The sequence below is a fragment of the [Ruminococcus] torques ATCC 27756 genome (genome assembly GCF_000153925.1).
GTDB classification, from domain to species: Bacteria; Bacillota; Clostridia; order Lachnospirales; family Lachnospiraceae; genus Mediterraneibacter; species Mediterraneibacter torques.
Window position 1 is genome coordinate 166,594 of the sequence record NZ_DS264358.1, and the last position, 26,978, is coordinate 193,571.

29 protein-coding genes are annotated in these 26,978 nt (G+C 41.3%); all 29 read right to left on the bottom strand.

The genetic code is table 11. The annotated features are described in order from the left end of the window. Window positions 1-132: 132 nt before the first annotated feature. Complete coding sequence (locus RUMTOR_RS08185; protein ID WP_004846968.1) at window positions 133-714, bottom strand: hypothetical protein; 582 nt, start codon at window positions 712-714, stop codon at window positions 133-135. A 52-nt stretch (window positions 715-766) separates the two neighbouring features. Next, window positions 767-1,060 carry a phage holin family protein gene (locus tag RUMTOR_RS08190; protein WP_004846969.1) on the bottom strand — a complete coding sequence of 98 codons (294 nt, stop codon included), beginning with the start codon at window positions 1,058-1,060 and terminating at the stop codon, window positions 767-769. 12 nt (window positions 1,061-1,072) lie between these two features. After that, window positions 1,073-1,396 carry a hypothetical protein gene (locus RUMTOR_RS08195; RefSeq protein ID WP_004846970.1) on the bottom strand — a complete coding sequence of 108 codons (324 nt, stop codon included), beginning with the start codon at window positions 1,394-1,396 and terminating at the stop codon, window positions 1,073-1,075. Between the two features lie 18 nt (window positions 1,397-1,414). Continuing rightward, window positions 1,415-2,611: a reverse transcriptase domain-containing protein gene (locus RUMTOR_RS08200; RefSeq protein WP_004846971.1), complete on the bottom strand. Its 1,197-nt coding sequence runs from the start codon at window positions 2,609-2,611 to the stop codon at window positions 1,415-1,417. A gap of 210 nt (window positions 2,612-2,821) precedes the next feature. Further along, the gene (locus tag RUMTOR_RS08205; protein WP_242647698.1) at window positions 2,822-3,235 is read right to left on the bottom strand and encodes a hypothetical protein; all 414 of its coding nucleotides are present in this window, start codon (window positions 3,233-3,235) and stop codon (window positions 2,822-2,824) included. A gap of 68 nt (window positions 3,236-3,303) precedes the next feature. Then, window positions 3,304-3,447: an XkdX family protein gene (locus tag RUMTOR_RS08210; RefSeq protein ID WP_004846973.1), complete on the bottom strand. Its 144-nt coding sequence runs from the start codon at window positions 3,445-3,447 to the stop codon at window positions 3,304-3,306. 14 nt (window positions 3,448-3,461) lie between these two features. Continuing rightward, window positions 3,462-3,770: a hypothetical protein gene (locus RUMTOR_RS08215; protein ID WP_004846974.1), complete on the bottom strand. Its 309-nt coding sequence runs from the start codon at window positions 3,768-3,770 to the stop codon at window positions 3,462-3,464. A gap of 96 nt (window positions 3,771-3,866) precedes the next feature. Next, window positions 3,867-4,838: a hypothetical protein gene (locus RUMTOR_RS08220; protein ID WP_004846975.1), complete on the bottom strand. Its 972-nt coding sequence runs from the start codon at window positions 4,836-4,838 to the stop codon at window positions 3,867-3,869. A gap of 20 nt (window positions 4,839-4,858) precedes the next feature. Next, window positions 4,859-5,989: a hypothetical protein gene (locus tag RUMTOR_RS08225; RefSeq protein ID WP_004846976.1), complete on the bottom strand. Its 1,131-nt coding sequence runs from the start codon at window positions 5,987-5,989 to the stop codon at window positions 4,859-4,861. A 20-nt stretch (window positions 5,990-6,009) separates the two neighbouring features. Beyond that, window positions 6,010-7,080 carry a siphovirus ReqiPepy6 Gp37-like family protein gene (locus tag RUMTOR_RS08230; protein ID WP_004846977.1) on the bottom strand — a complete coding sequence of 357 codons (1,071 nt, stop codon included), beginning with the start codon at window positions 7,078-7,080 and terminating at the stop codon, window positions 6,010-6,012. A gap of 2 nt (window positions 7,081-7,082) precedes the next feature. Continuing rightward, window positions 7,083-7,997, bottom strand: a complete 915-nt coding sequence (locus tag RUMTOR_RS08235) for a phage distal tail protein (protein WP_004846978.1) — start codon at window positions 7,995-7,997, stop codon at window positions 7,083-7,085. Continuing rightward, window positions 7,994-14,242, bottom strand: a complete 6,249-nt coding sequence (locus tag RUMTOR_RS08240; protein ID WP_004846979.1) for a tape measure protein — start codon at window positions 14,240-14,242, stop codon at window positions 7,994-7,996. Before RUMTOR_RS08240 ends, RUMTOR_RS08235 begins: the two co-directional genes overlap by 4 nt. Continuing rightward, window positions 14,239-14,616, bottom strand: coding sequence for an HK97 gp10 family phage protein (locus RUMTOR_RS08245; RefSeq protein WP_004846980.1), 378 nt, complete (start codon window positions 14,614-14,616; stop codon window positions 14,239-14,241). Before RUMTOR_RS08245 ends, RUMTOR_RS08240 begins: the two co-directional genes overlap by 4 nt. A 19-nt stretch (window positions 14,617-14,635) precedes the next feature. Next, window positions 14,636-16,297 carry a GH25 family lysozyme gene (locus tag RUMTOR_RS08250; RefSeq protein WP_044998146.1) on the bottom strand — a complete coding sequence of 554 codons (1,662 nt, stop codon included), beginning with the start codon at window positions 16,295-16,297 and terminating at the stop codon, window positions 14,636-14,638. A gap of 4 nt (window positions 16,298-16,301) precedes the next feature. After that, on the bottom strand, window positions 16,302-16,844 hold the full coding sequence (locus tag RUMTOR_RS08255) for a hypothetical protein (protein WP_004846982.1): 543 nt from the start codon (window positions 16,842-16,844) through the stop codon (window positions 16,302-16,304). Window positions 16,845-16,857: 13 nt separating this feature from the next. Then, entirely contained in the window at window positions 16,858-17,259 is a 402-nt protein-coding gene (locus RUMTOR_RS08260; RefSeq protein ID WP_044929587.1) for a hypothetical protein, read from the bottom strand. A gap of 61 nt (window positions 17,260-17,320) precedes the next feature. Then, window positions 17,321-17,632, bottom strand: coding sequence for a hypothetical protein (locus RUMTOR_RS13315; RefSeq protein ID WP_242647699.1), 312 nt, complete (start codon window positions 17,630-17,632; stop codon window positions 17,321-17,323). A gap of 74 nt (window positions 17,633-17,706) precedes the next feature. Next, window positions 17,707-18,408, bottom strand: a complete 702-nt coding sequence (locus tag RUMTOR_RS08270; RefSeq protein ID WP_004846986.1) for a hypothetical protein — start codon at window positions 18,406-18,408, stop codon at window positions 17,707-17,709. Window positions 18,409-18,426: 18 nt separating this feature from the next. Further along, window positions 18,427-18,753, bottom strand: coding sequence for a hypothetical protein (locus RUMTOR_RS08275; RefSeq protein ID WP_004846987.1), 327 nt, complete (start codon window positions 18,751-18,753; stop codon window positions 18,427-18,429). Continuing rightward, window positions 18,746-19,060, bottom strand: a complete 315-nt coding sequence (locus RUMTOR_RS08280; RefSeq protein ID WP_004846988.1) for a DUF7253 family protein — start codon at window positions 19,058-19,060, stop codon at window positions 18,746-18,748. The genes RUMTOR_RS08275 and RUMTOR_RS08280 overlap by 8 nt, the downstream gene beginning before the upstream one ends. Window positions 19,061-19,075: 15 nt before the next feature. Then, window positions 19,076-19,279 (bottom strand): hypothetical protein, encoded by a 204-nt coding sequence (locus RUMTOR_RS08285; RefSeq protein ID WP_227190264.1) that lies wholly within the window; start codon window positions 19,277-19,279, stop codon window positions 19,076-19,078. Window positions 19,280-19,461: 182 nt separating this feature from the next. Then, on the bottom strand, window positions 19,462-21,300 hold the full coding sequence (locus RUMTOR_RS08290) for an HK97 family phage prohead protease (RefSeq protein WP_004846990.1): 1,839 nt from the start codon (window positions 21,298-21,300) through the stop codon (window positions 19,462-19,464). Window positions 21,301-21,343: 43 nt separating this feature from the next. Further along, the gene (locus RUMTOR_RS08295) at window positions 21,344-22,174 is read right to left on the bottom strand and encodes a hypothetical protein (RefSeq protein ID WP_004846991.1); all 831 of its coding nucleotides are present in this window, start codon (window positions 22,172-22,174) and stop codon (window positions 21,344-21,346) included. Beyond that, complete coding sequence (locus RUMTOR_RS08300) at window positions 22,174-23,514, bottom strand: phage portal protein (protein WP_004846992.1); 1,341 nt, start codon at window positions 23,512-23,514, stop codon at window positions 22,174-22,176. Before RUMTOR_RS08300 ends, RUMTOR_RS08295 begins: the two co-directional genes overlap by 1 nt. A gap of 18 nt (window positions 23,515-23,532) precedes the next feature. Next, complete coding sequence (locus tag RUMTOR_RS08305; RefSeq protein WP_004846995.1) at window positions 23,533-25,278, bottom strand: terminase TerL endonuclease subunit; 1,746 nt, start codon at window positions 25,276-25,278, stop codon at window positions 23,533-23,535. A 14-nt stretch (window positions 25,279-25,292) separates the two neighbouring features. Further along, window positions 25,293-25,631: a DUF7211 domain-containing protein gene (locus RUMTOR_RS08310; RefSeq protein WP_004846996.1), complete on the bottom strand. Its 339-nt coding sequence runs from the start codon at window positions 25,629-25,631 to the stop codon at window positions 25,293-25,295. Then, the gene (locus RUMTOR_RS08315; protein ID WP_242647700.1) at window positions 25,628-26,167 is read right to left on the bottom strand and encodes a phage head-tail connector protein; all 540 of its coding nucleotides are present in this window, start codon (window positions 26,165-26,167) and stop codon (window positions 25,628-25,630) included. Before RUMTOR_RS08315 ends, RUMTOR_RS08310 begins: the two co-directional genes overlap by 4 nt. Window positions 26,168-26,189: 22 nt before the next feature. Further along, window positions 26,190-26,603 carry a hypothetical protein gene (locus tag RUMTOR_RS08320; RefSeq protein WP_004846999.1) on the bottom strand — a complete coding sequence of 138 codons (414 nt, stop codon included), beginning with the start codon at window positions 26,601-26,603 and terminating at the stop codon, window positions 26,190-26,192. Beyond that, on the bottom strand, window positions 26,596-26,934 hold the full coding sequence (locus RUMTOR_RS08325) for a hypothetical protein (RefSeq protein ID WP_004847000.1): 339 nt from the start codon (window positions 26,932-26,934) through the stop codon (window positions 26,596-26,598). The genes RUMTOR_RS08320 and RUMTOR_RS08325 overlap by 8 nt, the downstream gene beginning before the upstream one ends. Between the last annotated feature and the right edge of the window lie 44 nt (window positions 26,935-26,978).

Consider the following 26,978-nt stretch of genomic DNA (forward strand, 5'->3'; position numbering starts at 1 on the left):
ATTTTTGTACCGTCCGCTTTATGCGCTGTATAACCTCGCAACAATGTTTCCTCTGTGATTGTATCCTCGGTCAGATCTATGAGGGTCTTACCGCTATAAACGACTTTACTTGTAGCCATTTAAGCCTCCCTTCTACCCGATAGTTACCGTGGTACCTCCAGCGGGATTTTCACTTTCCTGATACGGAATTGCTGCAACTGTAACCTGTGATAAGTAGTTATATCCTTCTTCAGTATCTGGTAATACAGTCTGTTCTGTGGTTTTCGGTGTAACTGTCTTGGCCTGTGGTTTGGCGTCTTCTGTTCCGGACATCGTTCCCTCAACGCCAAGCAACGTAATACCCTCTCGAATATTAGCAGGAACCAATTTTTCTTTTTCTGTATCTACAATTCCAACTTTACCAGAACCATCATGATATCCCTGAGGAACTGTATATTGCTCATCCTTAGAAGAAATTGTTCCAGCCACAGCACTATTGTTTTTCATAGTACCAGTCAGTTTCTTACCTCTTACATAAGCGGTCTTTCCCTGAAGAATTTCAGCAACAGCAGCCGTCGCATCACTAGAATCTACATCGTACTTACAAGTACCGGTGATAGTCTCTCCTTTTTTATCATGAGCTGTAAATCCATCGAGAATTTTATCAGCAGTGACAGTATCGCCACTTAAATCGATCAGTGTCCGTCCACCATAAATTACTTTGTTAATAGCCATATTCGTATCATCCTCTCTTTTAAAAATAAAAAAGAACGGTTTCCCGCTCTAATTACTCATTTTTATTTGCCTGTTTGATAATCTGATTTACATAATTACTGAGACCTGCCATTAAAATCCCCTGAACAATTGCTGTAAAGACCGCCATAGCAATCTCCTGACCGTTACCTAATGGCGATGTTGCCAGAACCCAAATTCCACAAAGAACGATTCCTCCTGCCCCCAGAAGCATAGGGATATATTTATCCTTAACCACCTGTGTCTGCTTCAATGCCATTCCGCAGAAATACAGAACAATCGCTACAACAATCAGTTCCGGTTTTACATAATTCATAATCTGTTCCATGATTGATTCCTCCTACTGATTTTTTTGAGTATATGTTGATTTATGAATGGGTAGTTTGTTGACTTCCGACATAACTTTCTTCGCCGAACCATTTCCTCCCATTTTTTCATAAGGCTTATAGAGATAATCATGCAGATTTTCATATTCATCCTGCGTAATCCAACCCCGATCGATATAGGACATGCCAAGATATACGATTCTGTCATGAGCAAGCCCAATCAACATCTGTGTTCTCACATCTTTTTTCTCGCTTCTCTTCTGGATGTATGCCCAAAAACCAGAAGAAGCGACAACTGCACATACAATCGTCGCTACCATTTGAAACCATGGCTCCATATAGGTACCCTCCCATATTTATCTTGTTTTATCGACTATAATCATCTTTTTATTGACAATCTCAATCGATTTTTCAAATAAATCTTCGTAAAGACCTATTAAATTTTTTCTTTGTTCTTTGGATAGAAGTTTATAAAAACCACCCATCCAGCTTCGAAACATATTTTCTACATTTTCATACGAAATTTCCTCATTCTTCACTTTTACAGCAAGCCTTTTGAGTTTTCTACGCATCGCAGTAACTCTCTTTGGATTGATTCGTTTGATTACTTTACCGGAATCGGTCAAACTATATTTGATTTGCAGAAATTTGTATGTACTGGAAATCTTCACAATTCGAGTTTTCTTCCTATTGATATGGATTCCATATTCTTCTGCAATCTGATGAATATGATCCAGCAAATCTAACAATTCTTCTTTGCTCGGGTTCATGATATACCAATCATCCATGTATCTTCCATAGAATTTCTGACTTCGCACATACTTGACATAATTATCGATCCGATATGGATAATAAATTCCAATAACCTGAGATAGCTGGTCGCCAATATTAACCGATTTCTCCATCCATTTTTCACCAGTCAACTTTGACTCTGGAATATTTCTATACTCCAACTTATTGAAAGTATCTGTCATACATGTGGCATATTCTTCGTCTGTCATGTAAGAAACATCGATTTTAAACCCGTCAAAAATTTGCGTTAATAACCAATCAATAAATTCATCGTCATCAAATAGCCTCAACAATTCTCGTTTGGCAATTTCATGAATGATATTGTCATAAAACTTAGAAAAGTCTCCAAACAATATCCAACCTTCATTCCCATACAAACGATAATATTTACGAAGATGAACTTCGAATCTATCTCGCTGATGAGAGATTCCTCTTCCTTTTATCGAAGCACAATTATCATAAATAATATGCTTTTTCACTTCAGGAAGTAAAATCTCATCGCATAAAACATGTCGAATAATACGATCTCTAATTTGAATACTTGTTATAGGTCTTACTCGACCTCTCTCAAACAGCGTGAATTCTTGTGTCGGTCCATTTTGAAGTGTCCGATTTATCAAATCATCTTGAATAGAAAAGATATACCTCAGAAAATTCATCATGAATTTCTGTGTTGTTTCTTTCCATTTGCTGGTTTTGACAGAGGCCTTATAAGCCCTATACAAATTGTTGGCGTCACAGACAATCTCCTCATAGTTCATAAATCATTCACCGTGTTAGCAATACTTACCGTAGTAAATTGCGTCCGGCTTTGCTATTTATCCCTTCGGAAAGGACAATGTCTCCTTCTCTGTTGGTCAGGCAGAGAATCCGGACGAACCCCAAAAGAGTACGAAGCGTTGTTGTAGTTCGTATTGCCATTGTTGTTCACATTAGCGAAATTAGCCGAAGAAACGACGCATAATTAGACATTACCCTTTTAACTGTGACCTGATCCGGTTATCTCGTTGACGCCACTTTTTTATCAATCCGATTTCTCGGTCGATAGCTTTAACATAGCGACTATAGAGATTAACATCCACTTCGAATATCTCAACGATTCGTTGTAGCTCTTTTAAGAGTTGCTCGCAGTTTACTATGGCTGTATTCTGATAATCTCTTCTTTGCTCATATTCATGCAGCGTGGTCGGATATATAGAATTTGCCGCTCGAATATTGCTTGTTAGCATGGAGGCTAACTGATCTATTCGATTTTTGTAATTCAGCATCAAATATCTATATCTTGAAAAATCTTCTGTAGTATCCTTTCCATAAGCATATTTCATTCGAACAAGCCGATCCAAATCTTTTACTCCGAAGCTACGCTGCATCAACTCGATTAACATATCATGCAATTCAACGGAATATGTAATCGCCTCAAATTTGGATTCTGTCCGGTCGCTCACTAGGACACTCATGCGTAATCCTTATCCGTAATCTCTTTAAATTCTTCTTCCGTGATCCAATTCATTTTCACGGCATTTCGGACACGCATCTCGTTCCACATTCCCATGTTATAATAGCGTTTTACTTTGTCAAAATTTTTACTACGTCTCATGTCAGCTCTCCTCCTTACAGTTCAATTTCAGACATCATGGCTATATATTCAATATCCGACTGTAATTTAATAAAAGCCAATTCATTTTCTGGAACATCACGAAGTATAAACCAATACTCCTCTCCCATCTTTGTGATCTGTACCAGTTCCATATTCGTATGGACATCGTCTTTTTCGCCGTCATTGATTGTGACATTTAGGCAGTTCCCATCAAAAATGGTCTCATCAATTTCCACAGGCGAAATAAAGTTGTTTCCGTTCAGTTTCAGATTATCAATCACTGTCCCATCAGCCAGAGTAATCTTATAAATCTTATCATCCATTTTGACATTCACCTTTCATTCATTTTTTCTTTTTATAGCACAGATAGCTGTCACCTGCGTACTGTTTTTTCGGGGCACAGGGCCCCTGGATTAAAACTAACCAATAGGGAAGACCGGACGAACCCCACTAGAGAGCGAAGCGTAGCTGCAGTCCGTATCGCCACCGCCGAGCACAACAGCGAAATAAGCCGAAGAAACGACGTCTCTGAGCCAGAAAGTCGCACGGTTTGAAATGAATTTCGGAACCACAGTAAATAAAGCAAGCTGCGTCTTTCCAACTGTATATCGATTCGGAACAATTTTTCCATCTCCAGCCGGTGCGAAAACGTGACTTCCATACATCATAATCTCATTAGGAAGTTCTAAAGTAGAATCAAACCACGCCCCTCCGGAGGGATATCCTTCCGTAACGGCATTTGTCAGATGTTCACGATGAGAAAGAATCAGATTACCAAAAGCACTTGCTGCTAATGTTTTCGCCTGATCAAGATTTTTCTTATACATTTCAGAACCCACGTAACCACCAGTAGTGATGTTCGTCGCGTTCATCTGTGCATTGTAAAGTGGTTTGTCCGGCATAATGACCAAATGAGGTTTTGTAAACGCGGTATCTCCACAATCATACCAGTAATCAAAATCCACAATCCTCCACGTATAGCTTCCGATAATCCAATAATCCCCTAAGAAAAAGCCCTTAAAGGTACCATTTTTAATATTGGTCTTCTGTTCTTCTGTAACAACACTTCCAAGGTTCTTCCCTCTGTAAATCATTCGGCGCTGTTCCTTCGGCACAAAAGAATCCAGAATAGCAAACAATGCATCATTGGCACCAATTGCTTTATTTCCGCCCGAAGTTCCAACTAAAAACTTGTCATTTGTAGACAAAGTCTTAATTTGATCAAGCTCGGACAGATTAACCCCCGAAATAAAATCTTTTGAATTCATGAGACCAATCAGAGCCTTTGCGAAATCACTTACTAAGATCGTTTTGGTCCCGTTGTTACCATCAATCAAGACAATATTGCTCTCATCCAACTGACGAACTTTCTCATAATCTGTAATTTTCATTTTGTCATATCCTCCTTTTTTTATCTAATGCAAAAAATAACGCGACCATCAATCGGCTGTCCGTTACTATCCAGAATCAAAGAACTGGAGTATGCTCTCGCTACAATCGGATCTATGTCACTATCAATAATAGTTCCGTCCGATGAATCAAGAAGCTTGTCATGGTTCTCGTAACCATTATCATAAAGTTTATTGTAAACGGTAAATTCTGTCCGAATTCCTTCTACAATTTCTTCTAAAATCTTCGTTCGCTCCTGCAACTCCAATATCTGGTTTGCCAGATTCGCCTCTACGTTCTCCGAAAGCGTATCTTTCAACTGTTGGAACCACTCATCAAATAAAGCTTGGGCGTTCTCTCGCCATGCAGCCATTTCGGATGTATTATTGTTCGTGTACTCGTTGAACCAGGTCGCCCATAACTGTTTCCAATAGGCATTCGTTTCCTGCATATCCGCCGTTTGCGTCGCATACCAATCATTCCACTGTTTTTCCCAGTCCAGATAGGATTGTTGAATTTCTTCTGTCTGTGCATTAAACCATTTTGACCATTGGTCTTTCCAGAAAGAATTTGTTGCCTCCATGTCCGAGGTTTCTTTTTCATAAAAAGCATCCCATTGGTCTTTCCACTGAGCAACCAACGCATCAATAGACATCTTCTCCAAAGGCGCTGTTACAAATGGACACTCCGATGTTCCAACCGTATTAGTAATATTCGCCTGTCGTATGGATGTAACCCCAGAATTTACTCGAATGTACGCCAATGGATATTGCCAACGATCATTTGTTTTTATCATTGATGGTTTTACCGGATTTGTAGCCGGTGTACCCTTAACGATTTTAATGGTATTTGCTCGAACAGATTCTCGAGAATCCACTTCCAAAATCACAGCATCAATTCGATTCAGAATTACTTCTGACTGTGGTACAGTTAATGGAAGCAAGGCATCGTTCAATGTCCAGGTATGATTAAACCACGCCCGTCCGATTCCGACATTCACCATCATGCCAGTAGACTCTTTTACCATCATAGCAGTCCCAACATGCTGCAAAATGCCGTCACGAATGATTCCGTCAAAAATACTGGACATTTGAATGGCGTCATATCGCCGGTCTTTGTTCTTTGAGTTATAGAACCCATAAGTGACACTCATTTTTCTTCACCCCTTTCCTGCTATTCTACGGTAACGAATGTCGGATACGAATCAAGTCCTTCTTTGCTCTGGGAACGAATAAATTCTGTGACACGGGCTTTTCCCTCAATGCCGTATTCGTTCACAATCTGGACCATGTCTCCTAAGAAGAAATCCTCTCCATATCGGTACATTCTTGTTGTTTCAACCTTTCCCTCAAACGATTTAGTTGCGATGTTCTCAGCCAGATTTTCCAAACCTCTTTGAGAAAGCTGTGCTTTATACTCAGCATCCGTTAATGTTTCATTATCCACGGTCGAAGAAACATCTCTGGCATCTGTGTAAAGTTCCCTTCGATTCAAACCTGTTCCGGCTCCAGACGAACAAGCTACAGTTGTAGTCTTTCGATCAGCCCCTTCTCCCTCTCCGGCAACCAAAGTAACAGTTTTTAAAGTCTTCTTTGATTCCAGATAATTGGTATTGATTACATTCTCAAACTTGGGAGAAAAGATGACATATGGATTCGTGAACTGATCGTAAGAACGGTCCGCACCGGCATAGAGTTTAAAAACGAATTTGTTATCGTCGGACAGCTTGATTCGGAAACCGATATTCTTGGAATCGCACAGCTTTTTTATGGCATCATACAGATTGTCTCCGGTAAACTGTGCATCTACCGTCAACCCAGTAATCGCCGGATCTGTTGATGCTTCGAATATCAATCTTTCAACCTTTCGAGAAGCATCAGAAGGATTGATGATATTCTCATCCAACAGCTTTTTAATTCCATTTTGAAAGTTTCCGCTTAGAATCGTTTGTTTCCAAATAATGCGGCGTTCCAAAATGGATTCCAATGACCTTCCGGTGACTGTGAAATGGTTTCCGTTTTCGGCATCTGATTCAATCTTTCTATCCTCGACAATCATAGTCTGGTCGGATTCTTTCAGCCAGAGATAGTAGTCGTCTTTCAGGATTTCAAGAATAGAATCGTTGATGCTTGTATATACCTCAAAATCACCATAGGCGGAATACCGCTCCGTCCATATAAGCGACTCGAAGGTATCAAGCACTGAAAGCATTTTCAAAGAAGTATCCAGAACAATCAATTCCATAACTATACCCCCTCAAATGCTGTCCGGTTTTCAATCTTAAACTGTACATTGGTCGTTCCTTCTTCAACCACATAAGCAAAAATGTTATCGCCTTTGGATAACTGAAACCAATCTGAGTCTTTGTCAAGACAGTTTAAAATATTGGTATAAATACCATTTCGAAGAAGTGTAATTGATTTATCACCTTTAATCGTTGAAATGATGATTTCATCACCTGCAACCATTCCAGAACCAGTTAGTTTCTCTAACTTATCAGTGTCAATGCGCATTACTTCTCTCGTCCCGGTATTATAAATCGTAATGTTTCTCACATTTCCGATGGCATGGATGGTAATCACAACCCCGATTTCAGCATCACCGGAGTAATATACTGTCTGCTCAGTTTCGTTTTTAATCTCGCCAAATTCGATTAGAGATTCAGTCAAAGATTCATTCGAAAAAGCAAACTCAAACAAAGGTTCCACACCGTAAAAGATAGTTGTGTTGGTTCCATCCGGACCAGCAGAATAAAAATAAGGATCAGGACACACGATGGAAATTTGTGTCGTTTCATCGCTGCTGAAAATATCCGGCTCATTCGATTCCACATAGCCGTAAGTCTCACAAATGCGGTTATCTGTCTCGATGAGAAGCGTCACTCTCTTCTTTATCGGAAAGTATTTGTAGGAATCTTGTCTTGTGTCTTCGATCTGAGGGGTAAACATCAGTTTTAAAGACATAACAATATTTCTGGAATTCACTCTTGCTGAGTTATACAGTGATCCATCATTCGTAGAAATTTCAGTCGTGTTAATATCAGCTTTGCTCGGTCCTAATCCGCTTATCGATTGAACAGCGAACCCGGATTTTTCCGGGAACGCTAATTCAAATCTCTTGGATTCTCCTAAATAATTAGTTACCGTTACTGCTCTAATCATGTATTACTCACCAGCCCTTTCATCGCCGAAAATTGATTCTTTGTCTGTCGATAAATATCAATTCTCGACAAAGCCTTAGGCGAATAATTATTTTGTGTGAATTGATAGGTGTTCCCCGCAGAAGAACTTTCTCCATTTTGAACTTCCATCTCTGAAACCCGCTCATTCATTCCAGTGCTAACGGACAAAGCCTGATTACGACTGAACAAAGTATTCAATCGCCCAGTCCCTGCTTCAACAGCAGATAGATCAAGCACTGGTCGAATAGTAGGTTGAACGTCCATATCTGCGTCTACATAATCCGCAATTCTGGAAATGACATCATTCAATCCATCAATAGAAGATTTGGCAATTTCCCGTCCGGCTTTACCAGCTTTTGAAACGTTATCAATCAATGCGTTTATAAAACCGATTCCCGCAAAGTCACCAATTCCATAAAAACGTTTGGAAGGGGAATGTTCATCCAATTCGTCTTCCGCCGCTTCTGCTGCCGCGGCTGCCATTGCTCTTGCTTTTGCCTCTGCTTTCCAAGTATTTTCGCTTATACCATTACAAAAACCATCGACCAAATATGAGCCAGCAGATTTGAACTCACCATAATAATCTTTGATAGCAGTTATGGCACCACTCAGCGTAGTTGTAAAAGCGGTTCTGAGTTCACTATCCTTACTTCTAACCCCCGCAATAAACTTAACCATGAGTGTAGAACCGCTAGTTTGAAATTCTCCCTGTTTTCCGTTAATTGCCGTCAATACAGCTTGAACTAAGGTTATGAATGTTGTTGTCAGTTCAGATTTCTTCGCATTTGCTCCGTTGATAAAAGATGCCAACATACTCGATGCTGCTGTTGTTACCCGAGTTCCTGCATTATTGAATGCATTGATAAATCCAGTTACACCGGTTTCCCCGAGAGTTGTCAACGCGGAACTGAAAGAAGTCATACCACTTGTGTCCAGACCAACCATCCCATTAGCCATACTCACAAGGCGATTCGTCTGGGTAATTACACTAGACAGCAGAGTTGTATCAATACCGCTGATACTGTTGTAATAATTGCCGAAATAGGAACCAAACGATGCCATGTCACTACCGAAGCTGGAAAGTGTCATATCATCAGAGAACCATCCACCTTCTTTTGGAAGACTTTTCTGAAGTTCGACAATAGAGGTCGCAGCATTGGTTGTAGCAGTAACAATATTCGCGTCTACATTTTTCATATAGTTGGAATACTGTGCAAAATTCTTACCAAAGGAAACAAGACTTGTCCCAAAAGAAGCAATATCGTTGTCTCCGGTAAACCAACTCACCAATCCACCAGTATTCGGTAAAGTATTTGCCAGTTCAACCACCGCTTTTCCAGCCGTTGCAGAATTCGTAACCGCTTCCACATCGATACCGGCAATCGCATCGGAGTAGGACTTCATCGCCTTACCAAACGGTACCAGATTTTCTCCAAATGCACCCATGTCATTCTCTCCAGTAAAGAATCCAACGACACCGCCGCTATTTGGAACCGTGTTTGCCAATTCAATCAAAGCTTTTCCTGCTGTAGCAGACTCCACGATTACATTTGCATCCAAACCTCTTACTGCTTGTGAGAACAACATCATCGCCTCACCAAAGGGAATAAGCTGCTCGCCAAATGCATCCATGTCATTTTCTCCGGCAAAGAAACCTACTACGCCGCCAGAATTCGGAATCGTGGTTGCCATCTCTGCCATAGCTTTACCGGCAATGGAAGCGTTAGTTACAGCATCGGCATCCAATCCCTGTACCGCGGATGCAAATCCCATCATCGCCTCGCCAAATGGAATAAGCTGTGCGCCGAAAGCGCTCATATCATTCTCACCTGTAAAGAACCCGATTACTCCTCCAGAATTCGGAAGAGTTGATGCCATCTCAGCAAGTGTTCTTCCGGCTGTAGCTGCATTCGCCACTAATTCCCCATCCATACCAGCAATAGCAATAGAAAAATCCCGCATTGCTTCGCCAAACGGAACGAGTTGAGTAGCGAAATCGCTCAGGGAAGATCCTCCCGTAAGCCAAGAAGTCAATCCGTTCAGAATATCAGCCGCAGTCAGAATAAGAATGGTTTCCGCTAATGCTTTTACACCATCTAACATAGAAGGATTAAGCTGTGTAGCACCTTCAATGAAAGGCCGCACATTTATCATAAATGCAGAAAGGTCTGCTCCGATTTGCGGAAACTGACTGGAAACTCCAGACATAAATCCTCCGACAATACCACCTACAAATTGACCGATAGCGGTACCAATTCCCTGTAACAGCTTTCCGCCTTCTCCAATGAGCCATTCCAATCCGGGTATTTGAGCCAAAGCCCCGACCGCCGCCAGAACCAATGCCAACTCTGCGATGACTGCACCCATTCCGAGAACGCCAATCATAGCACCCGGTACCAAAGATGCAACAGCACTGAGAGCGAGCATGATTGCTGAGAGTAAGCCAATTCCGGCGATTCCTTTAACGAGTACATTCACATCAATACCACTCAAAGCGTCGATTACCCCGTCGAAGAAAGCCATCAATAATTCAACACCGGCTTTAATCAATTCCGGAAGCTTCGTTGTGATAGCTTGAATGATTCCGATTAGAATATCGAATAACTGCTCCACGATGGTCGGTGTATGCTCAACCAGAGCCGAAAGTACGCTGTCAATCAAGACAAACAGTCCATCCACAACAGCCGGAGTAGCCGTAACCAACGCCTCGACAGCAGCAAGAACCAATACGGTAAATGCCTCGGCAATAGCCGGTCCTCCATTCGCGATTACACCAGCAAGAGAAAGAATTCCTTCTCCAATTGCTTCAAACAGTAATGGAATCAGACTAAGAATACTGGATACTGCCACCACAAGGGATGCCGCCCCCGCTGCCCCTGATACTGCCAAAGCAGAAAGTCCAGTAGAAAATGCGAGAATACCGGCACCTGCGGCCAGACACCCTACCCCTAATACAGCAATAGCGGCTGAAAGTCCGAGAATAGCCGGCGTCAGCGGTCCTAACACAACTCCAGCAACACCAAGTACAGTGAAAGAACCAGCTAGTGCCACCAAGCCTTTGGCAATGCTCTCCCAAGACATATTTCCCAATGTCTTGATAACTGGAGTAAATACAGCCAGTGCTGCGGATACTGTGAGAACAGCCGCCGCACCCGGAAGTGCTCCTCTCATCGCATTGAGTGCCACAACAAGAATGGTCATGGAACCGGCAAGGGTCACTAAACCTCTGGCGATTTCTTCCCAAGACATTCCACCCATATTTCGGACCGCTTCACCGATGATGAGTAATGCCGCACCAACTTCCACCATTCCAGTCGCTTTCGACATCATTCCCTTCGTAAGAAGATTCATCGCAACTGTTACAGCCACCAAAGAACCAGCCATTGTTGTAAGACCTCGTCCAATCTCTCCCCAGGACAAGTTCCCCATCTTTTCTACTGCTTCTCCAAACACAAGCATGGCTGCTCCAAGAATAGTCATTGCTGTAGCTGTTGAAATCACATGCTTCGCGTTAGCTGTCACTTTAGTGAATACTGCCAGTTCTGTAAGAACCACTGCAACCGCAGATAATCCCTTCAAAAGACTGGAAATATCCAAAGTGCCAAATGCTCCAACTGCATTCGCCAGAATATTGATGGATGCCGCAAGAAGAACTAAACCAGTTCCTTTCAGAACACCCATCCCATCCAAATCCGTAGTTTTCAGGAATAACGCCAGTTCAGTGCAAAGAACGCCAACTCCAATCAGACCTTTCGCCAAAGATCCTGCATCTAACGCTCCCAAATCTTCAACTGCTCCCACAAGCACTCGAATCGCTGCTGCAAATACTACCAAACCAGCAGAACCTTTTATTAGCCCTTTCGATGTTTTGGAAAGTGCTGTTGCAGACGTCACCAGAATAGCAGATAACCCAGCAACGCCGACTAATCCTTTCAGAAGTCCATCCCAATCCAAACCGGATAATTTCTGCACTGCTCCGGCAAGAATAAGAACAGCAGTAGACAGTCCAATCATCGCAATAGTCAACTGCCCCATTCCTTTGATTGCTACGCCATTCATTATCTTTTCAAAAATAGCCATAGAGCCAAGCAACTCAACAAATAGAACACTCAAAGCACCTAAGGAGGCGTTCAGTTTCCCCGAATCGACAAGCGATAATGCAACTATTGCCGCTGTCAAAATCGCCATCGCACCAGCAATTTTAAGAAGAGTTCCAGCTTTCAGACTTGATTGCCATGCTTCTAAACTTCCCTTGACTCCATCCAAAATATCTTTGAACGAACCAAGTATTCCTCCGCCATTTTCTGTGATTTCCGATAAAGAGTTGATAAACTTCTTCACTCCAATCAGAATTGCAGAAAACAATCCAGTATTGATCAAGTCCAAAATCGGATCAAAGCTCGCAGTATCAAACGCTGTGAGAATCGCTTCTCCGAGGTTTCCAAATGCGTTCGCAACAATAGAACCCAGCTTCGATAAAACAGGAGATGCCTTCTCGACAATCCCGATAATCCCTTCAAATGCCTTCTTTACCAATTCGCCTAATTCTACAAACGGTTCAAATCGAGTCTGTACCTTGTCCGCAAAATTATCGAGTCCACTGGTATCAACATTCGCAAATTCGCTGAAAGCATCCGCAATTGTTTTTACAAAAGTCTTCACACCATCAGCAATCGGTTTCAAGAAATTTCCAATTCCTTCTATGGCTTTGTTGAACGCATCAGATGATTTAATAGCTTCATCAATGCCGACAATGAAATCTCCGATTCCCGCTGTAAAGCCAAGAATACCATCCCCTGCCGGAGCCACATAACCAATCAAATCGGCAAATCCGCCAACTAGTGCTTTAATTCCTTGAAGTCCGATATCAAATAAAGCGAATACCCCTTTGAATGTTCTCTTCAGGTTATTCGCCGTTTCTTCACCTATTTTGAATTTTTCTGTAAGTTCTTGTAGCCCGACTGTAAGATTGTAAAGCTGTTCTCCAGTCATTGGGGGGAATACCTCTCTAAATGCTTCTTTAACCGGCTTTACAATATTCAAAACACCTTCGAAGGCATTTCGTACAGCTTCAATCAGCGCAGTTCTACCCCCAAGCTCTTTCCAATCCTGTAACATTTTATTTCGTGCTTCAGCGGAAGCATTTACCATGTTACCCAAGGAATTACTTACTTCGGTTAGAAGCTCTTTTGCCTCTTCGAAATCACCAATGATGATTTCCCAGCTTTGCGTCCATCCAGACTGAACCGACTCTTTCAGTGTATCCCACAACTGTGTAAATGTTTTTACTTTCGTAGCTGCATCCAGTGCTGTTTTGGCAAGTTCTGTAATTTCTCTAGCCTGTTCCTCTGTATAACCCTGCGCAATAAGATCTGCTTCGGAATAGGCTCCCGATAACTGAGTCAATGTTTCAGTCAGAACTTCTGTTGTCAGCCATTCGCCTTCAGTCAAAGATGCTCGGAATGAGCCATACTTTTCAATCATTGCATCCATGTTGACGCCAAAATGTTCAGCAGTTCGTTTCAACGCGTCTTGAAATAACTGACCGCCCATTCCCGCATTTACAACGGAGTTCCAGTCTTGCAAGCTAACTTTTCCCGCCGCAATCGCCTGTGAAAGCTGATACATGGCAGTGCTTGCCTGCTGAGCATTGGAACCAGAAACCGCTGCCAGGTTCGCAATACCTTTGATAGAGGTTACTGATTTATCCAAATCCACGCCCGCAGCCGTAAAAGTACCAATATTACGGGTCATTTCCGTAAAATTGTAAATAGTCTGATCTGCATATTTGTTCAGCTCATCAAGCGCGGCATTTACCTGGTCAATCGTTGTTCCTTTACTCTGCGTATTGGCAAGAATTGTCTGAACTGCGTTAATCTGCGTTTCGTATTCTTGGAAGCCCATCTTAATCGGATCGATTGTTAATGCCGAAACAATATTTTTACCGGCATTTAATGCGGAATTCGTAATGTTCGACAACGCCGTCATCGCCATGACTTCGAGTGCAGAGAAACGCATTTTTACTGTTTCAACCGCATTGGAAAGCGGCGTCATATTACAGTTTTTGGCTGCAACATTGACATCCTCTAATCCCTTGGAGGCACCTTTGAGATTTAAGCTTTTTTCGAGCTTTTCGATTGACGATATGCTGGTTTGAACATTCTGCTCAAATTGTTTATTATCAAATCGCATTTCGACAACTCTTTCATCAATTGTCCTGCTCATGGCTTAATAACCTCCTCCCATGCGTTATTTGCAATTTTGTCAAAAATAGGCTGGATAGCAGGATTGATGTAATCTCGCCCCTGTACCCAGCCTCCGTTTCGAGTTCCATGCCCGTATTGCAAAATAATAGCGATTGGAACTCCATTTTGAATATTTGAATTATGAAACGAAATCGTTACAGAACCTTTTCGATTCTCAATCTCGTAATACCAGGAACTCGCCGTTTCCCCAGAATCCACAGGTGTTGCAGACGCAAGGGCGGCTACTCCCTCTTTACCAAACTTATCTAAGTCTCCAATACGAACTGCCTCTTTTGCTCTTTCCAAAAATCGAGTCAGCTTGGAAAAGTCGCCCTTTTGTCTGAATTTGATCATACAATACCTACCTATCTGCTTATGCCTTTTCGATATATGCCGAATGAACAAAGCCATAGATTCTTCCATCAATTCTGATGTAATACCATCGGGAACCATCTGGAGCATTCACAACATCACAAACATCCACTAAATTCCCGTAGCCAAGTCGAGGCCATGATTTAATCAGTGGATTATTCGTTCCTGCCCATGTGCGGACATTAAGAACATCAGCGATTACCTTTCCTACCCATTGTGGTGTTTTGGTAATTACGCCATCATCTGAAACGGTTGTATCTGCATTCGGCTTGCTGGAAGACTGCTTTGTAATATATGCTGCCGCAACAAAACCATATTTTTCGCCTTTATTTCCTGTGATTTTAATGTAATACCAAGGATCTCCATTTTTATCCTTCACCGTTTCGCAAACACCAACTTTAGTTCCCTGCGAAAGTGTCGGATAAGATTTCAACTGTGAATTTTCTGTTCCTGCCCATGTGCGAACATTCAGCGTTCCTGTATTTACCACTCCGTACCATGCTACATTTTTGCTCAGACTTCCGTCTCCAGATGCCGGCGGTGTAACCGGGTTACTTGGAGTGGTTCCTGCACCGCTGTATCTTGGTCTTGCATACCCCCTGATATTTCCATTTCCAACAGAAATAACACGCCTTGCAACGGCTTCTCCTTTATTTCCTTCGATACAGGTAATCTGACCTCCAGAAACACTCTCTACAAAACCGATATGATCTGAGTATCCGTTATTTGGCTGATAAGACTGACCCCAGTTATAGAGGATAATATCGCCAGGTTTCGGCACAATTGTTCCGTCTTCAATCCAGATTCCCATACTCTGAAAAATCTTAACGTGTTGTTCGCATCCACATTCTCGTCCAATCAAATCTGAACATTCGGCTTTGATTCCGGCTGCTGATACTGTAGTATCACACCATTCGTCATGATACTGTACTGCGTAACCTCTCGGAAGGGGTTTTACAGAATTGTATAAATCGATAATCTGTCTGAATTTTCCGTTTACTTCGTTATAACCCAGCCAGCTTCGCATCACATTCAACACATCTTGTGCTGTTTTTCCCATCTGCTCTTCCTCCTGTTTTTCTCCAAAAAAGTAATTCATATCTACATTTCCGTTAATACCAGGAACCTTACCACTGCTTGTATATTGCTGATATGTGCATTTCACATCTGGATTACCGGTATAATCAGCAAGCCATAATATATACTTGTCCAATGTTTCTTTGTCATACATATTCTGGTAATAATCCAGATTTGTATATACTCCAGCTTTATAACCCTGACTCTCCACATAGGAACAGAACGCTTTTGTGAAAGCAATACATTCTGATTTTCCTAATGTAATTCCCTGCTCAGCCGCTTTCTTAACAGTGTCATATTCAAAATCAAAGAATACGATCACATCTTTTCCCAACCCAGCTTTCCGCATGTTTGCAATACAAGAAGCCGCTTCTTCTTCCGCTCCAACTGTGGAAGTTGCGTAACAGAAATGATAAACTCCATGAATCGGAATGCTATTTCCTTTACAACCTTGCACATATTCCAAAAATCGTTTGTCAATTGTCATCCGGTATCCTTCCCTGAGAATTACGAATTCTACACTTTTGGAAACTTTAGAAAAATCTACTTTTCCCTGCCAGTAAGAAATATCAATTCCTTTCTTCATCTTCTCACCCTTTCGTGTTCCATTTTTTCTTTCGAGCCGCATTTAATGCCGCATTTCGTTTCATAATTTCTCTGCGGCTATGTTTCTTCGGCGGTCTGCTCTTTATATCACAGACTCTTATCAGCGTAAAAAGTTTATTGAGATGCCATTTCTGACACTCAAACGGAATGTTTAAGACGATCATCCAATAGTAAACAAGTTCAGCCGTAATTTGCTCTTTGCTTCCAGGGCTTTTCTTCTCCTCAAAAAACTGAGTAGCCGTCATTGGAAGAGCAATATATCGATTAACTTCATTGATATTACTGTTTGTCAGATAGTTGTAAACTTCCGGTTTCACATTCTGTGTAAGAGTCATGCATTTTACATAGTCAATGGTTTCTTCTAATGTTTTTTCCTGCTTTGTCAGAAATGGTTTATTCCATCTCGATTCCCATTTTGAAAGAGAAACAAGAGAATGCTCCAATTGCAAGGTCTGAGCCTTTGTGTAAACAAACTCTTGCTTCGCCTCATCCCAAAATTCCGTGGATGGTATTGTGATTCGGAGCATCTCTTACCTCCCTTTAGTTCTGAGTATTTGTGGAAATCATCGGAGTTGCAGCAGAATTGCCAACGTTCATTACTGCGTTCACAAAATCCGCTGCTGCCTTATCGTTTGTAACTAACTCTTCAAACAAGATCTCATAAGCAGGTGATTCCATAAAGGATCTGGAAATCTCCTCAGACTTCATAAAGCGACGACCATCCTCGCTCTTTACACCGTAAGCCTTCTTAATAAGATCCTCGAAGAATTCCATAATCTGACCGCCATCAGCACCGGCACCAATACTTTTAAGCTGTACGTCATAGCCGCCCTTCACACTTGTCTGCATCTTGACAATTTCCGGCTTTGACAGATGAAAATAAAAATCCTCTTTTCTTTCAACGCCGTTCAGATCAATATAGGGAATAGTTTTTTTCAACATAATTTTTTCTCCTTTCAAATAAAAAGAAGCCCCGCACATTGAATACGAGGCTCCCTGTAATTTATTCTCTTTCCAAGGTCAGTCCAGAAAGACCATAAGTCTTCTCAATGCTTTCCTTGTCATGCGTGATTGTTACCTTAATACTCTGAGTATCCTTATTCTTGATAAGGAGTACGATGTTTCTGTCTTCGTCAAGTGTAACCGGTCCTTTTGTTCCGCCTACGAGTTCAACAACTGTTTTGGCTTCAACCGGCTCTGTATCTATCTTGATCGCCAAGTAATTACCTGACTGCTCTGAAACATTGCTACTGAAACCAACATAACCGTCGATATACTTCAGAGTGCCTGTCACCTCATTATCAGCGATAACCACATCTCGCTGTAATTCATTAACTGCTTTTCCAAGCAAAGTAGCCTTTCCGTCTTCAGGCTTAACAGAAAGGCTTATTAAGGGTTTTCCTTTGACATAATCTCGATTACTTCATCCGGTAACGGAAGTCGTGGCTCAACGCCATCATCTCCTTCTGGAGAAGTCGGATCTTTACCATAAAGAATTTCTTCCAACTCAGCTAAATTCTTAGCATTTACTCTGGTAGAATCGAAAGTAAGAATAGCTGTTGGCTTGATTCTCTTTCCTTCAATCAGTTTTGAAATCTCCGCAGGAGTTGTACTAAACTCCCAAGAAAGTGCAATAGGTTCCGGGCTGTCATTTTTGGTCTGATAACCTTTCTCTGAAGGAGAAGCCAGACATCCATACACCAGATGAAGTTTATAACCATAGTCATCTGAATCGACATCATTTCCCAGAATGGTACGATAAGAAAGACCAAACTGTTTTCTACTCTGCTGCCCCGCAAACACACCTGGAGCAATCTCTACAGAACCGTCACATTCTGCGAATTCATCCGGATAAGTATATGCTTCAATTGTCCCCCCAAAATCTTCTGCCGACATCATATTCAGATATTTGATGTTATCAGCATAGATCGGCGAAGGTTCTGCTCCAGACGGACTCTCCGTCACCGCACTCAGACCATTCCATGCAACACCCTTGTTGTATTTTCCACCAGTCTGAATCGGATAAAGAACTCCATGATCACAACCGGTTTCGTAAAACCGTTCTCCAACTTTATCCCAAACAAGTTTCATTGAATTATTCCTCCAATCTTAAAAATATACATTAAAAATATAGTGGTTCAGATTATCTTTTTTGAAATGCCGGTCAAACCGGCTCATTGGTAAATTCGTTACTTTCTGTACAAGGTTCGTATCCGGATCTTTATCGATAACCACAATGGTATATCTTCGCTTAGATAAATATACCCCGTCGTTTGCATATGTCTTATCAATATCATCAAGACTATATACAATGGCGGGGTAACTCATCTTAACAGATTCTGGCGGCTGAAAATAGCATCGACATCTTTCACCTTCTATGGGACAAGATAAAATCTCGCACAATAGTCCATGAAACTTGATTCGTCGGTCAATCATTATACACACCTCCTACTGTCAAGATCAAACGCGGATACTGAACTTCGACACTGGAAATTTTCCATTTAGCTCCCATAAACTCGACATACCGCATTGCATGAAAATTCTGATAGGCAAAAGGATCGGCTACAATACTGATTTCGTTTGAAATATTGACGTCGTCATTGAGCTTATCGGAAGTTTGATACCGGCTGGTATTCCGAAGCAAATCTCCAAAATATTCCCGTTCAGTAATTTCATCATCCCAAACACCCGGACGAATTTCCATTCTCACAGCATAGCCGATTTTTCCATAAAATTTTGCCATTTTGAATTTTCTCCTTTATTTTCCCTCTAAAGTCAATCCAGTAAGTTTATAAGTCTTTGTAGAAGAGTTGCCCTCATTGTTTACAGTCACCTTAATACTCTGAGTATCCTTATTCTTGATAAGGAGTACGATGTTTCTGTCTTCGTCGAGTGTAACTGGTCCTTTTGTTCCGCCTACGAGTTCAACAGTAACAACTGCATCCTGAGAATCGGAATCCACTTTCAAAGCAAGATAGTTTCCTTCTTGCTCAGAAACATTGCTACTGAATCCTGTGTACCCGGTAACATGTTTTAGCGTACCGGTAATCTCAGCCTCTCCGACAACAACATTCTCCTGTAACGAATCTACTGTTTTCCCGAACAGATTGGCTTCCCCATTTTCGGGATTAACGGAGAAGCCGATTAAGGGAGGTCAGTTACATCCTCTTCGATTGCAATGGCAGAGTACACTCTGGTCAGAGCACCGGAACATCTGGTTTCCAGAAGGGACTTCTCCTGGTTAAAGTCGATATCAAACTGTGTGAAGTGGGTAACTTCGCCGCCCTTTGTGGCACCCAGAGAGTAGTCATTCAGGTTCGTAATGATAGCAAGCAGTTTCTTGGTCTTGCTGTCGTCCGTCTTACGGGTCTTGCCCTCAAACTGCTCAGCGGTAAGAATCTCACCAACGTTAAAAGCAGATGCAAGTTCCGCCTTGGAAGAGTAGATTCTGCGACCATTCATGTCACGAGCCAAAAGCATCACATTAAGCATATGCGGTGTGATATACATATCTGGTGTACCAGTTCCCTTGTAATTCTCTCTTGCATACAGAACCGCATTGATCATAGCCTCGGCGAGAATATAATTTTCACCAAAGTTTGCACCTGTATTGGTTCCCTGAAGCTCTTTCTTTGCGGCTTCTACATCTAAATCTGCATGGATGGTGTACAAATCGTCGTCTGTCCAAATAGGTCTGATTTTATCCGGATCAATTTTACCCTCGTCGCCATCTTCACGACCGTCTCCCAGCATCATTGCGATTGCCAGTTCCTCGTTGAGCATCAAACGATCGATATCATAGAGATACTTAACATAATCAAAGTCTGTGATATCAACAATATCGTCACGATGTAACGCATTCTTTACATAAACGGTCTGCGGATCTGTCGTTCTGCGAACCAATTTGAAGTTTCCAGCCTGTTTCTTCTCTTTACCCTTTTTATAACCTCTGGCACGCAGAGAATCGATACCACGAATATCAGTCTGGCTGGTTCTGATTCTGGAAATAGGGCTCTTATGTACTTTTCTCATCACATTGGAAATCCAGCCCTGATCATTGGTAATAAGCTCAGGGGCACCTGGACGAACTTCCTGATACTCAGGGAAAAGAGCCGTCACATTACCCTCGCCAGCCTGAACAAATCCACCGCTTACCGCATCATGCTGAAAACCATTCTGCTCTGCATAAATCTCAAGTGCAGTCTGGAAAGTGCCAACCTGACTGGTCTTTGCCATCTTGATAATATCCTCCTGGGCAGAATGAGCCAGAAAGCCACCCGTTTCGTTTTTCTTTTCATTGTCAAACACATTATGCTTCATTTCGGTTTTTCCTCCTTTAGAATCATCGTTTTTATCTTCGGGCTTATCCGGTTCCCCGAAAGCCTGTCCGAACATTGCATAGATTACATTTTTCTGCTTTTCGCTGAGCGTATCAAATATCTGCTCAACTGTTTCTTCATCTTCTTCCGTTTTCTCTTCAGAAGTTTTACCTTCCTGCGTTTCGGACTTCTCTTCTTTTTCATCCGCAGAATGATAAATCATAATATTCTCATCATATCCAATAATCATGCGATCTTCCGAAGCGTCACCATGCTCCATGACAGAATCAATGAATGCGCCTGGATTAGCTCCAGCCAGAACAAGGCTCAATTCATAAATAACGCCATGTACTACATTTGCTCCTGCCTGTTTAAGTTGACCGGCACAAATGGAAAGTGAACGAACATCTCCATGCTTCACTAATTTCTTTGCAGCAAGTCCAGATTCACTGTCATTGAAACTACAATAAGCGTAAACACCCTCGTCACGATTTTCCAAAACAGCATGACCGAGCACGCGATTAGGATCGGAATGGGTGTGCCCCCAAACCAGCGGAACGGTTTCTCCATTCTGGTTTTTAAACGCATCTTTTTTGATGGTTCGACCATCAACACAAAGAAGATCGTTTCTAGTAGCCCAGCCACTAAAATCATATTTCTCCATTTTGAAAATCACTCCTTCTATCAGTATTGTGCGAAAGCTATTTCTACTTCCTCCGTTTCCTCTTCTTTACTGCTTTATATTCGGAAGCTATCTTATCAAACTCTTGCTGATAAAGATCTTCATAAGTGGCATCAAGATTTTCTTTTGCTGCTTTATAAGCTTCCCTTGCAGCGGTAACGGCAGCCTTTAACTCTGCACTAACTTTTTCTCTTTCTGATTTAGCATTCGCAGAATTATCAGCCCTTTCTTCTTTGGTGTCTTCAGTAATTCGTTTCTTTTTACGACTTGCGGAAGTTCTCACCTCTTCTTTTTCAGCTTTCGCCTGCTCACTCACCTTAGATTTATCCTCGCTGGCATCATCACGAAGCTTTGCGATTTTCTCATTTCGCTCCGCTACTCGCTTTGCCCTTTCTTCTTTGGATAACCCGGATGGAATTTCTATTGCCATTAAGCGTTCAATCTCGGTATTCTTCTTTTCATCGATACGCTCTTTCTGGTCTTCTGCTTCTTCTCCAATATCCTCCAAATCAGATTTTTTACGAGAATCAACCCTACTCCTTCTCGACGAAGATTCCTCGGTAAGCTGAGCATTCAGTTCCTTTAATTTAGCTGAGATCTGCTCTCGGGTCACCTTGGCTTTTGCTCTCAGCTCAGCAATTTTTTGTTTCCGTTTTTCCTGTTCTTCTTTTACCTTTTCCTTCTTCTTACCAGAAATCTCATTTTTTGTATAAGCCCAGACTTTCTTTCCCTCATCATTAAGCTTTGTTGTGGAACGTCGCCCTTTGAGTTCTCTGGTTCTCATATAATATTCATGAGCTTTCACTGGGTCGTAATAAGGAGACGCATAGTGTTGAAGAGGTTCGTTAATATCCATTAGGGCTCCTCCTCATCATCCGAAACATAGCTTCCTATAATTTCATCAATCTCCTTTTCAAGACCGTCAAGCAGCTCGTTCACTATGCTGTCATAATCGGCTCCAGCATCACTTTCGTTGGGTTCGACATCGTAACTACCATTTGAAGGCTCAGATTTGGCCTCGCTGATATTGCTATTCTTGAGCTCATCAGCTTTTGGATCATCAGACGGTTTCATACCAATAATCTGGCGAATTTCATTTGATGTCATAATCTCATTTCTTGTGAATTTGTCAGCAATTTCTGACAGATCAGCTACTGGTACAAGTTTGAAGGGGTCACGGAAGAACAGAATCGATTGCTTTTGAGACCTGGCTGTTTTAGTAAGGAACTTACGTTTTAATTCGTCAACGATAGCTGCAATAATCGGTTCGATGGTACGGTTATAATAATTCAACATGGTTTTCTCGTCTGCGGAACCATCCAATATACTCTGAGTGATACCCAACTGGCTATAAAGCATACTCGTCAAGTATTCAATCTGCTTCATTAGATTATTTTCCACAGAACGATTCAACTGTGTGATCCGTTCCGTACCGTCGGTATATGCGATACCATATTTAGAACCGGCCAACTGACGCTCGATCTCGACACGCCTCTTCTCAGCCTGTTGACGCCTTGCTTCTGTTTTTATTACATAGGGAAGCTGAATAATCAAATCAAGTTTTCCCGAACTGCTTTGCTCATCAACAACATCCAACAAATTCAACTTCCTTATCAAACGCTGCATGGTTGAATTGGGCTCGTTAATAACTGCATAAAGCGGATTTTCGATAATTGCTATTGTGTCTTTAGGGACTACAATATCTTCCTTTAACCCTGTTCGCTCGTTATAGACCCTCACCTTAACATGACTCGGAAACCATTCCATAATTTTTCCAGTTCTCATCGATTCGATTTTATACGAACCGGTAATATCCGGATCGTCATCAGTATCTACCGGAACAATCGCTACACATCCTTCATCAAGCATTGACAAAACAATATCTTGAAGAAAAGCCCTACCAGTCTGATCAATATTGGCTGATAGATTTAAACAATCATTCAATCCCGATGAAATTTTTTCAAGAAATCTTTCCGAATCATCCAAACGAACATGCTGAATACTGATTGAAGCACAATCCAACGCAATCCGATTATATACAGAAGTAACAATAGATCTCTCATTACCTCTTGTAAGCCTCGGACGATCTGGTCTGTATGAATATCCAACTCCTATGTCTCTATAGTAACTTGTTGGATCTCTGTTTAAAAAAGCGTTCCAGGCATGTTTAATCCTGGAACCAATTGTAACTTCCATTTTGAATTCGTCACCTCCTTATTCAAAAGCATCTCGATTTAATTTAAAAGCAACGAACGCATCCATCATCGCTGCTACGGCATCAATCTTTGCGTCGTATCTCTTTTTCAATAATTTTCTATTTCCATTCGTGTCTTCCATGACAATACAATTCCCCATCGCAAAAGTCATAAGTTCTTCATCAAACAGAAGCATCCGCTCCTCTGAAAGTTTCTTTAACTCTCCCAATGGAACGGATTCTGTTTTAGCTCCCTGTATCACTTTTTCAATTCCAAACGGTCCGTTTTCAGAAGACCATCGCTCAATAAATTCCTTTGCGTTATACGGGTCATATCCCAGACATCGAACATCGTATCCAAATTCAGTGATATGATTATCCAAGTCCTCATACACTTCCATCATATCGAGAACGGTGCCTTCAAGAACAATCAAGCTCCCTTCTTCCATAAACTGATCGTATTTAATTCTCATTGCTGCTGGAAGTTTCATCAGAGTTGATGAAGAAATGTAGTTTCTGGTTTTGATTCCAAAAGAACCATTTGATAATGGAAATAAAAATGTAAAAGCACAGAAGTCATCACCTTGTGATAGATCAATGCCCAAAGAACACGGCATCTGCCAATAACTTCTCTTTTTATGAAGAAGTGTTTCTTCATATGTAAAATAATAGGTATAACCTTCCATCGGTAAACCAAATCTTTTTGCCAAAATATCGTTTCTCGCGGCGGGAGATTTTTCAGCTCTCTCCACATCAAGCTGATATGTTTCATAGCTTACTGTTTTACCGATATTGGGGTTCGCCTTCAACCACATATCTGGATTTCCAACTTCATCAATGGAATCCAATTTATACCACCAAATAGACACATGTGGATTAACATACTCCCCTTTGAGGATGTCTAGTAACTCCATTTTGATGGTATCGCCTGCTCCGTTTCTTACAGTTCCCTCAGAACTCGTAGCAACGATAATGTAGTCATCCAGCTTCGATGCACCTTGTTCAAGAGCACCAACAACATCTTCTCTCGTGTCTCCTGATAACCACTCGTCCACTGTGGAAATTTTAGGACGTAATCCCTGAAGCTTTGCTATGGACATCGGTCTTACTTCCAAAAGCGAACCAGTGAGAAAATTCTCAATACCTTTTTTGGTAGAAGCAAGCTTCATTCGCTTCGCTTTAGAACCGGTTGTATTCTGCAAAGAACCTTCTGTGAGGAACCGGAATAAAGGACCTCGTGATCGAGTAATTGCTGTACGGAATGGCGACATTACTTCATCAGCCTGTTTCATTGTAGGCGCAGTTGTAACTTGATGTGTTGTAGAAGGATCAATGTTTAATCCATATGACTGAATACATGTGTCATACAAAGATTTTGCAGCACCACGCCCCACAATAAGATATTGCTTTTTTATCAATCGCTGCTTAATCCTTTTATTTACATAACGCCCACCATGCCCATCGGAACTTGGCTCCCATACGCTCCTCTCAACAAAGTAATACCATCCATAAACCTGCTCTCCCCATAATTTAAACGAATCAAGCAGATTCAAGTCAGAACCATCCGTCAATGTCAGTTCCGATTCACAATAAGCAATCCATCCCTCGACCGCTTGATCGTCGTAATAAATACCTGGATTAGCTATTAAATCATCAACTCGATTCATCTCCATAGAGATTTCTTTGCAAACGGGTATCTCCCCTCTTATTACGGCATCTCGAAACATGCCGTAGTATTTGGGAACGGCTGTGTTTGATAATGCCATAATAATTAAATCACCTACTTGCCTGTTGCTTTCTTAATAGCCGCATCAATACCTTTCGTCATGTATTTTGATACATAATTGGTAGCGGTCTGCTTTGCAGCATTTGTCAGAACATCCTGAACAAATTTTCTTCCAACTGAAATTTCTGAACTGGTTAGCTGCTTGTACTGCTTTTCCATCTGGAGACGGTTAATCTTTGAACGAAGTTCTGAATCAGACATCTTTTTTATTTCATCAGAACTTTCCGTTTTACCAGCTCTCCCATTCGCTCTTGTAAGCTGTGCTGGTGTCCTACGAACTCCCCATTTCATTCCGAGGATTCCATAATGTTGCAGCATTTCTTCATCACTCATTTTGAATTTCCCTCCTTTGCAATGTAAGATGTTATTCCATTTGCTTCGTTTCCGGTTTCATAATATGGAACTTCTGTTATCACAATGTTTCGCTCAAGAATCTTATTTTCTGTATCCAATGTCTGAGAATCGAACGCTTTCGGTGTTATCTTGTATTCACCATCGTATGATTCATGATCTTCCGATTTTTCGATATCAATTTCCGCTGCTACATTTAATCGCCATTCCGCTTCAGCAATCATCTTTTCCATTGAGGCTATTACCGCAGAACTCAAAGGGGGATCAAATAGCAATTTTACTTTCATATGCATATAAGATTTTACTAACTGTAGCTTTGTTTCATCAGAAATAAATTCTTTCCATGTGGAAGTTTTATCTCGAATAGAAAATCCTGATGGCGGACCAACGCCAAGTTGAGTCAAAATCATAAACACCGAATTGATATGCATGATAATATCTGAATCGAAGTGTTCATACTCTTCTGTAATACCAAGCATTTTTTTTATTGATGTAAGTACGCTTTCCATAATCTCCATAATCTCCATAACCTCCTCTCCATCAACGTTTCCAGGGACATGTATCATTTCTGCTTCGAACAATAGGTTCTGTAATGAGAAGACTTTCGTCTCCGTAATGAATGGCATTATGTGTTGTAAGAATTGTTGAGATGAGATATTCGGGATTTAAAAGGAAATCGCTTCTTTTTAAAATATCCTCTACGGAAATTGGATTCATATGATGAATCAATATTTTCCCATATATTTCATGTCCTTCTATTCCAAGATCGCATCCATTATCTCTCACAATCACAAAATCACGAACTGACTTCCATTCTGTAGACCGATAAAAAATCTGATTCAAATATCGGTCAAATCCAAAAGTGTCTGTCCCGACAACTCCGCCTAAACGAAGATACTCGTATCGTTCTTTAAAAGTCTTCAATTTTGATAGTTCTGCATATGTCCTAATCATCGTCGTTACCCTGTCCGCTGTATATACGAAATGCATTGATGGCATCTTTATAGAGATCTTTAATTTCGTCAGTGGAATCAATAGCCCTCACTTTTGCCCTGGCTAAATTATTCTCTTCTGCTAGTCGTTCTTGTTCTAGCTTTTCTCTGGAAGATCCTAATTTCAGATAATGCGTAATGACTTGAGAAGAAGCAGTCCCCTCCAGTAATTGCTTTTCAGCCAAGTCAACAGCCAGAGAAATCATTTGAAGTTCTCTTGCTTCCGGAGTCAAAGCAGGGCGAATCTTTTTGGAAGAGCTTGTCGATTCGGAACTCTTTACTTTTCTAGCCATTTACTGTCTCCTTCCCATGTGTTTTTCAATAGATTCATAAAAGT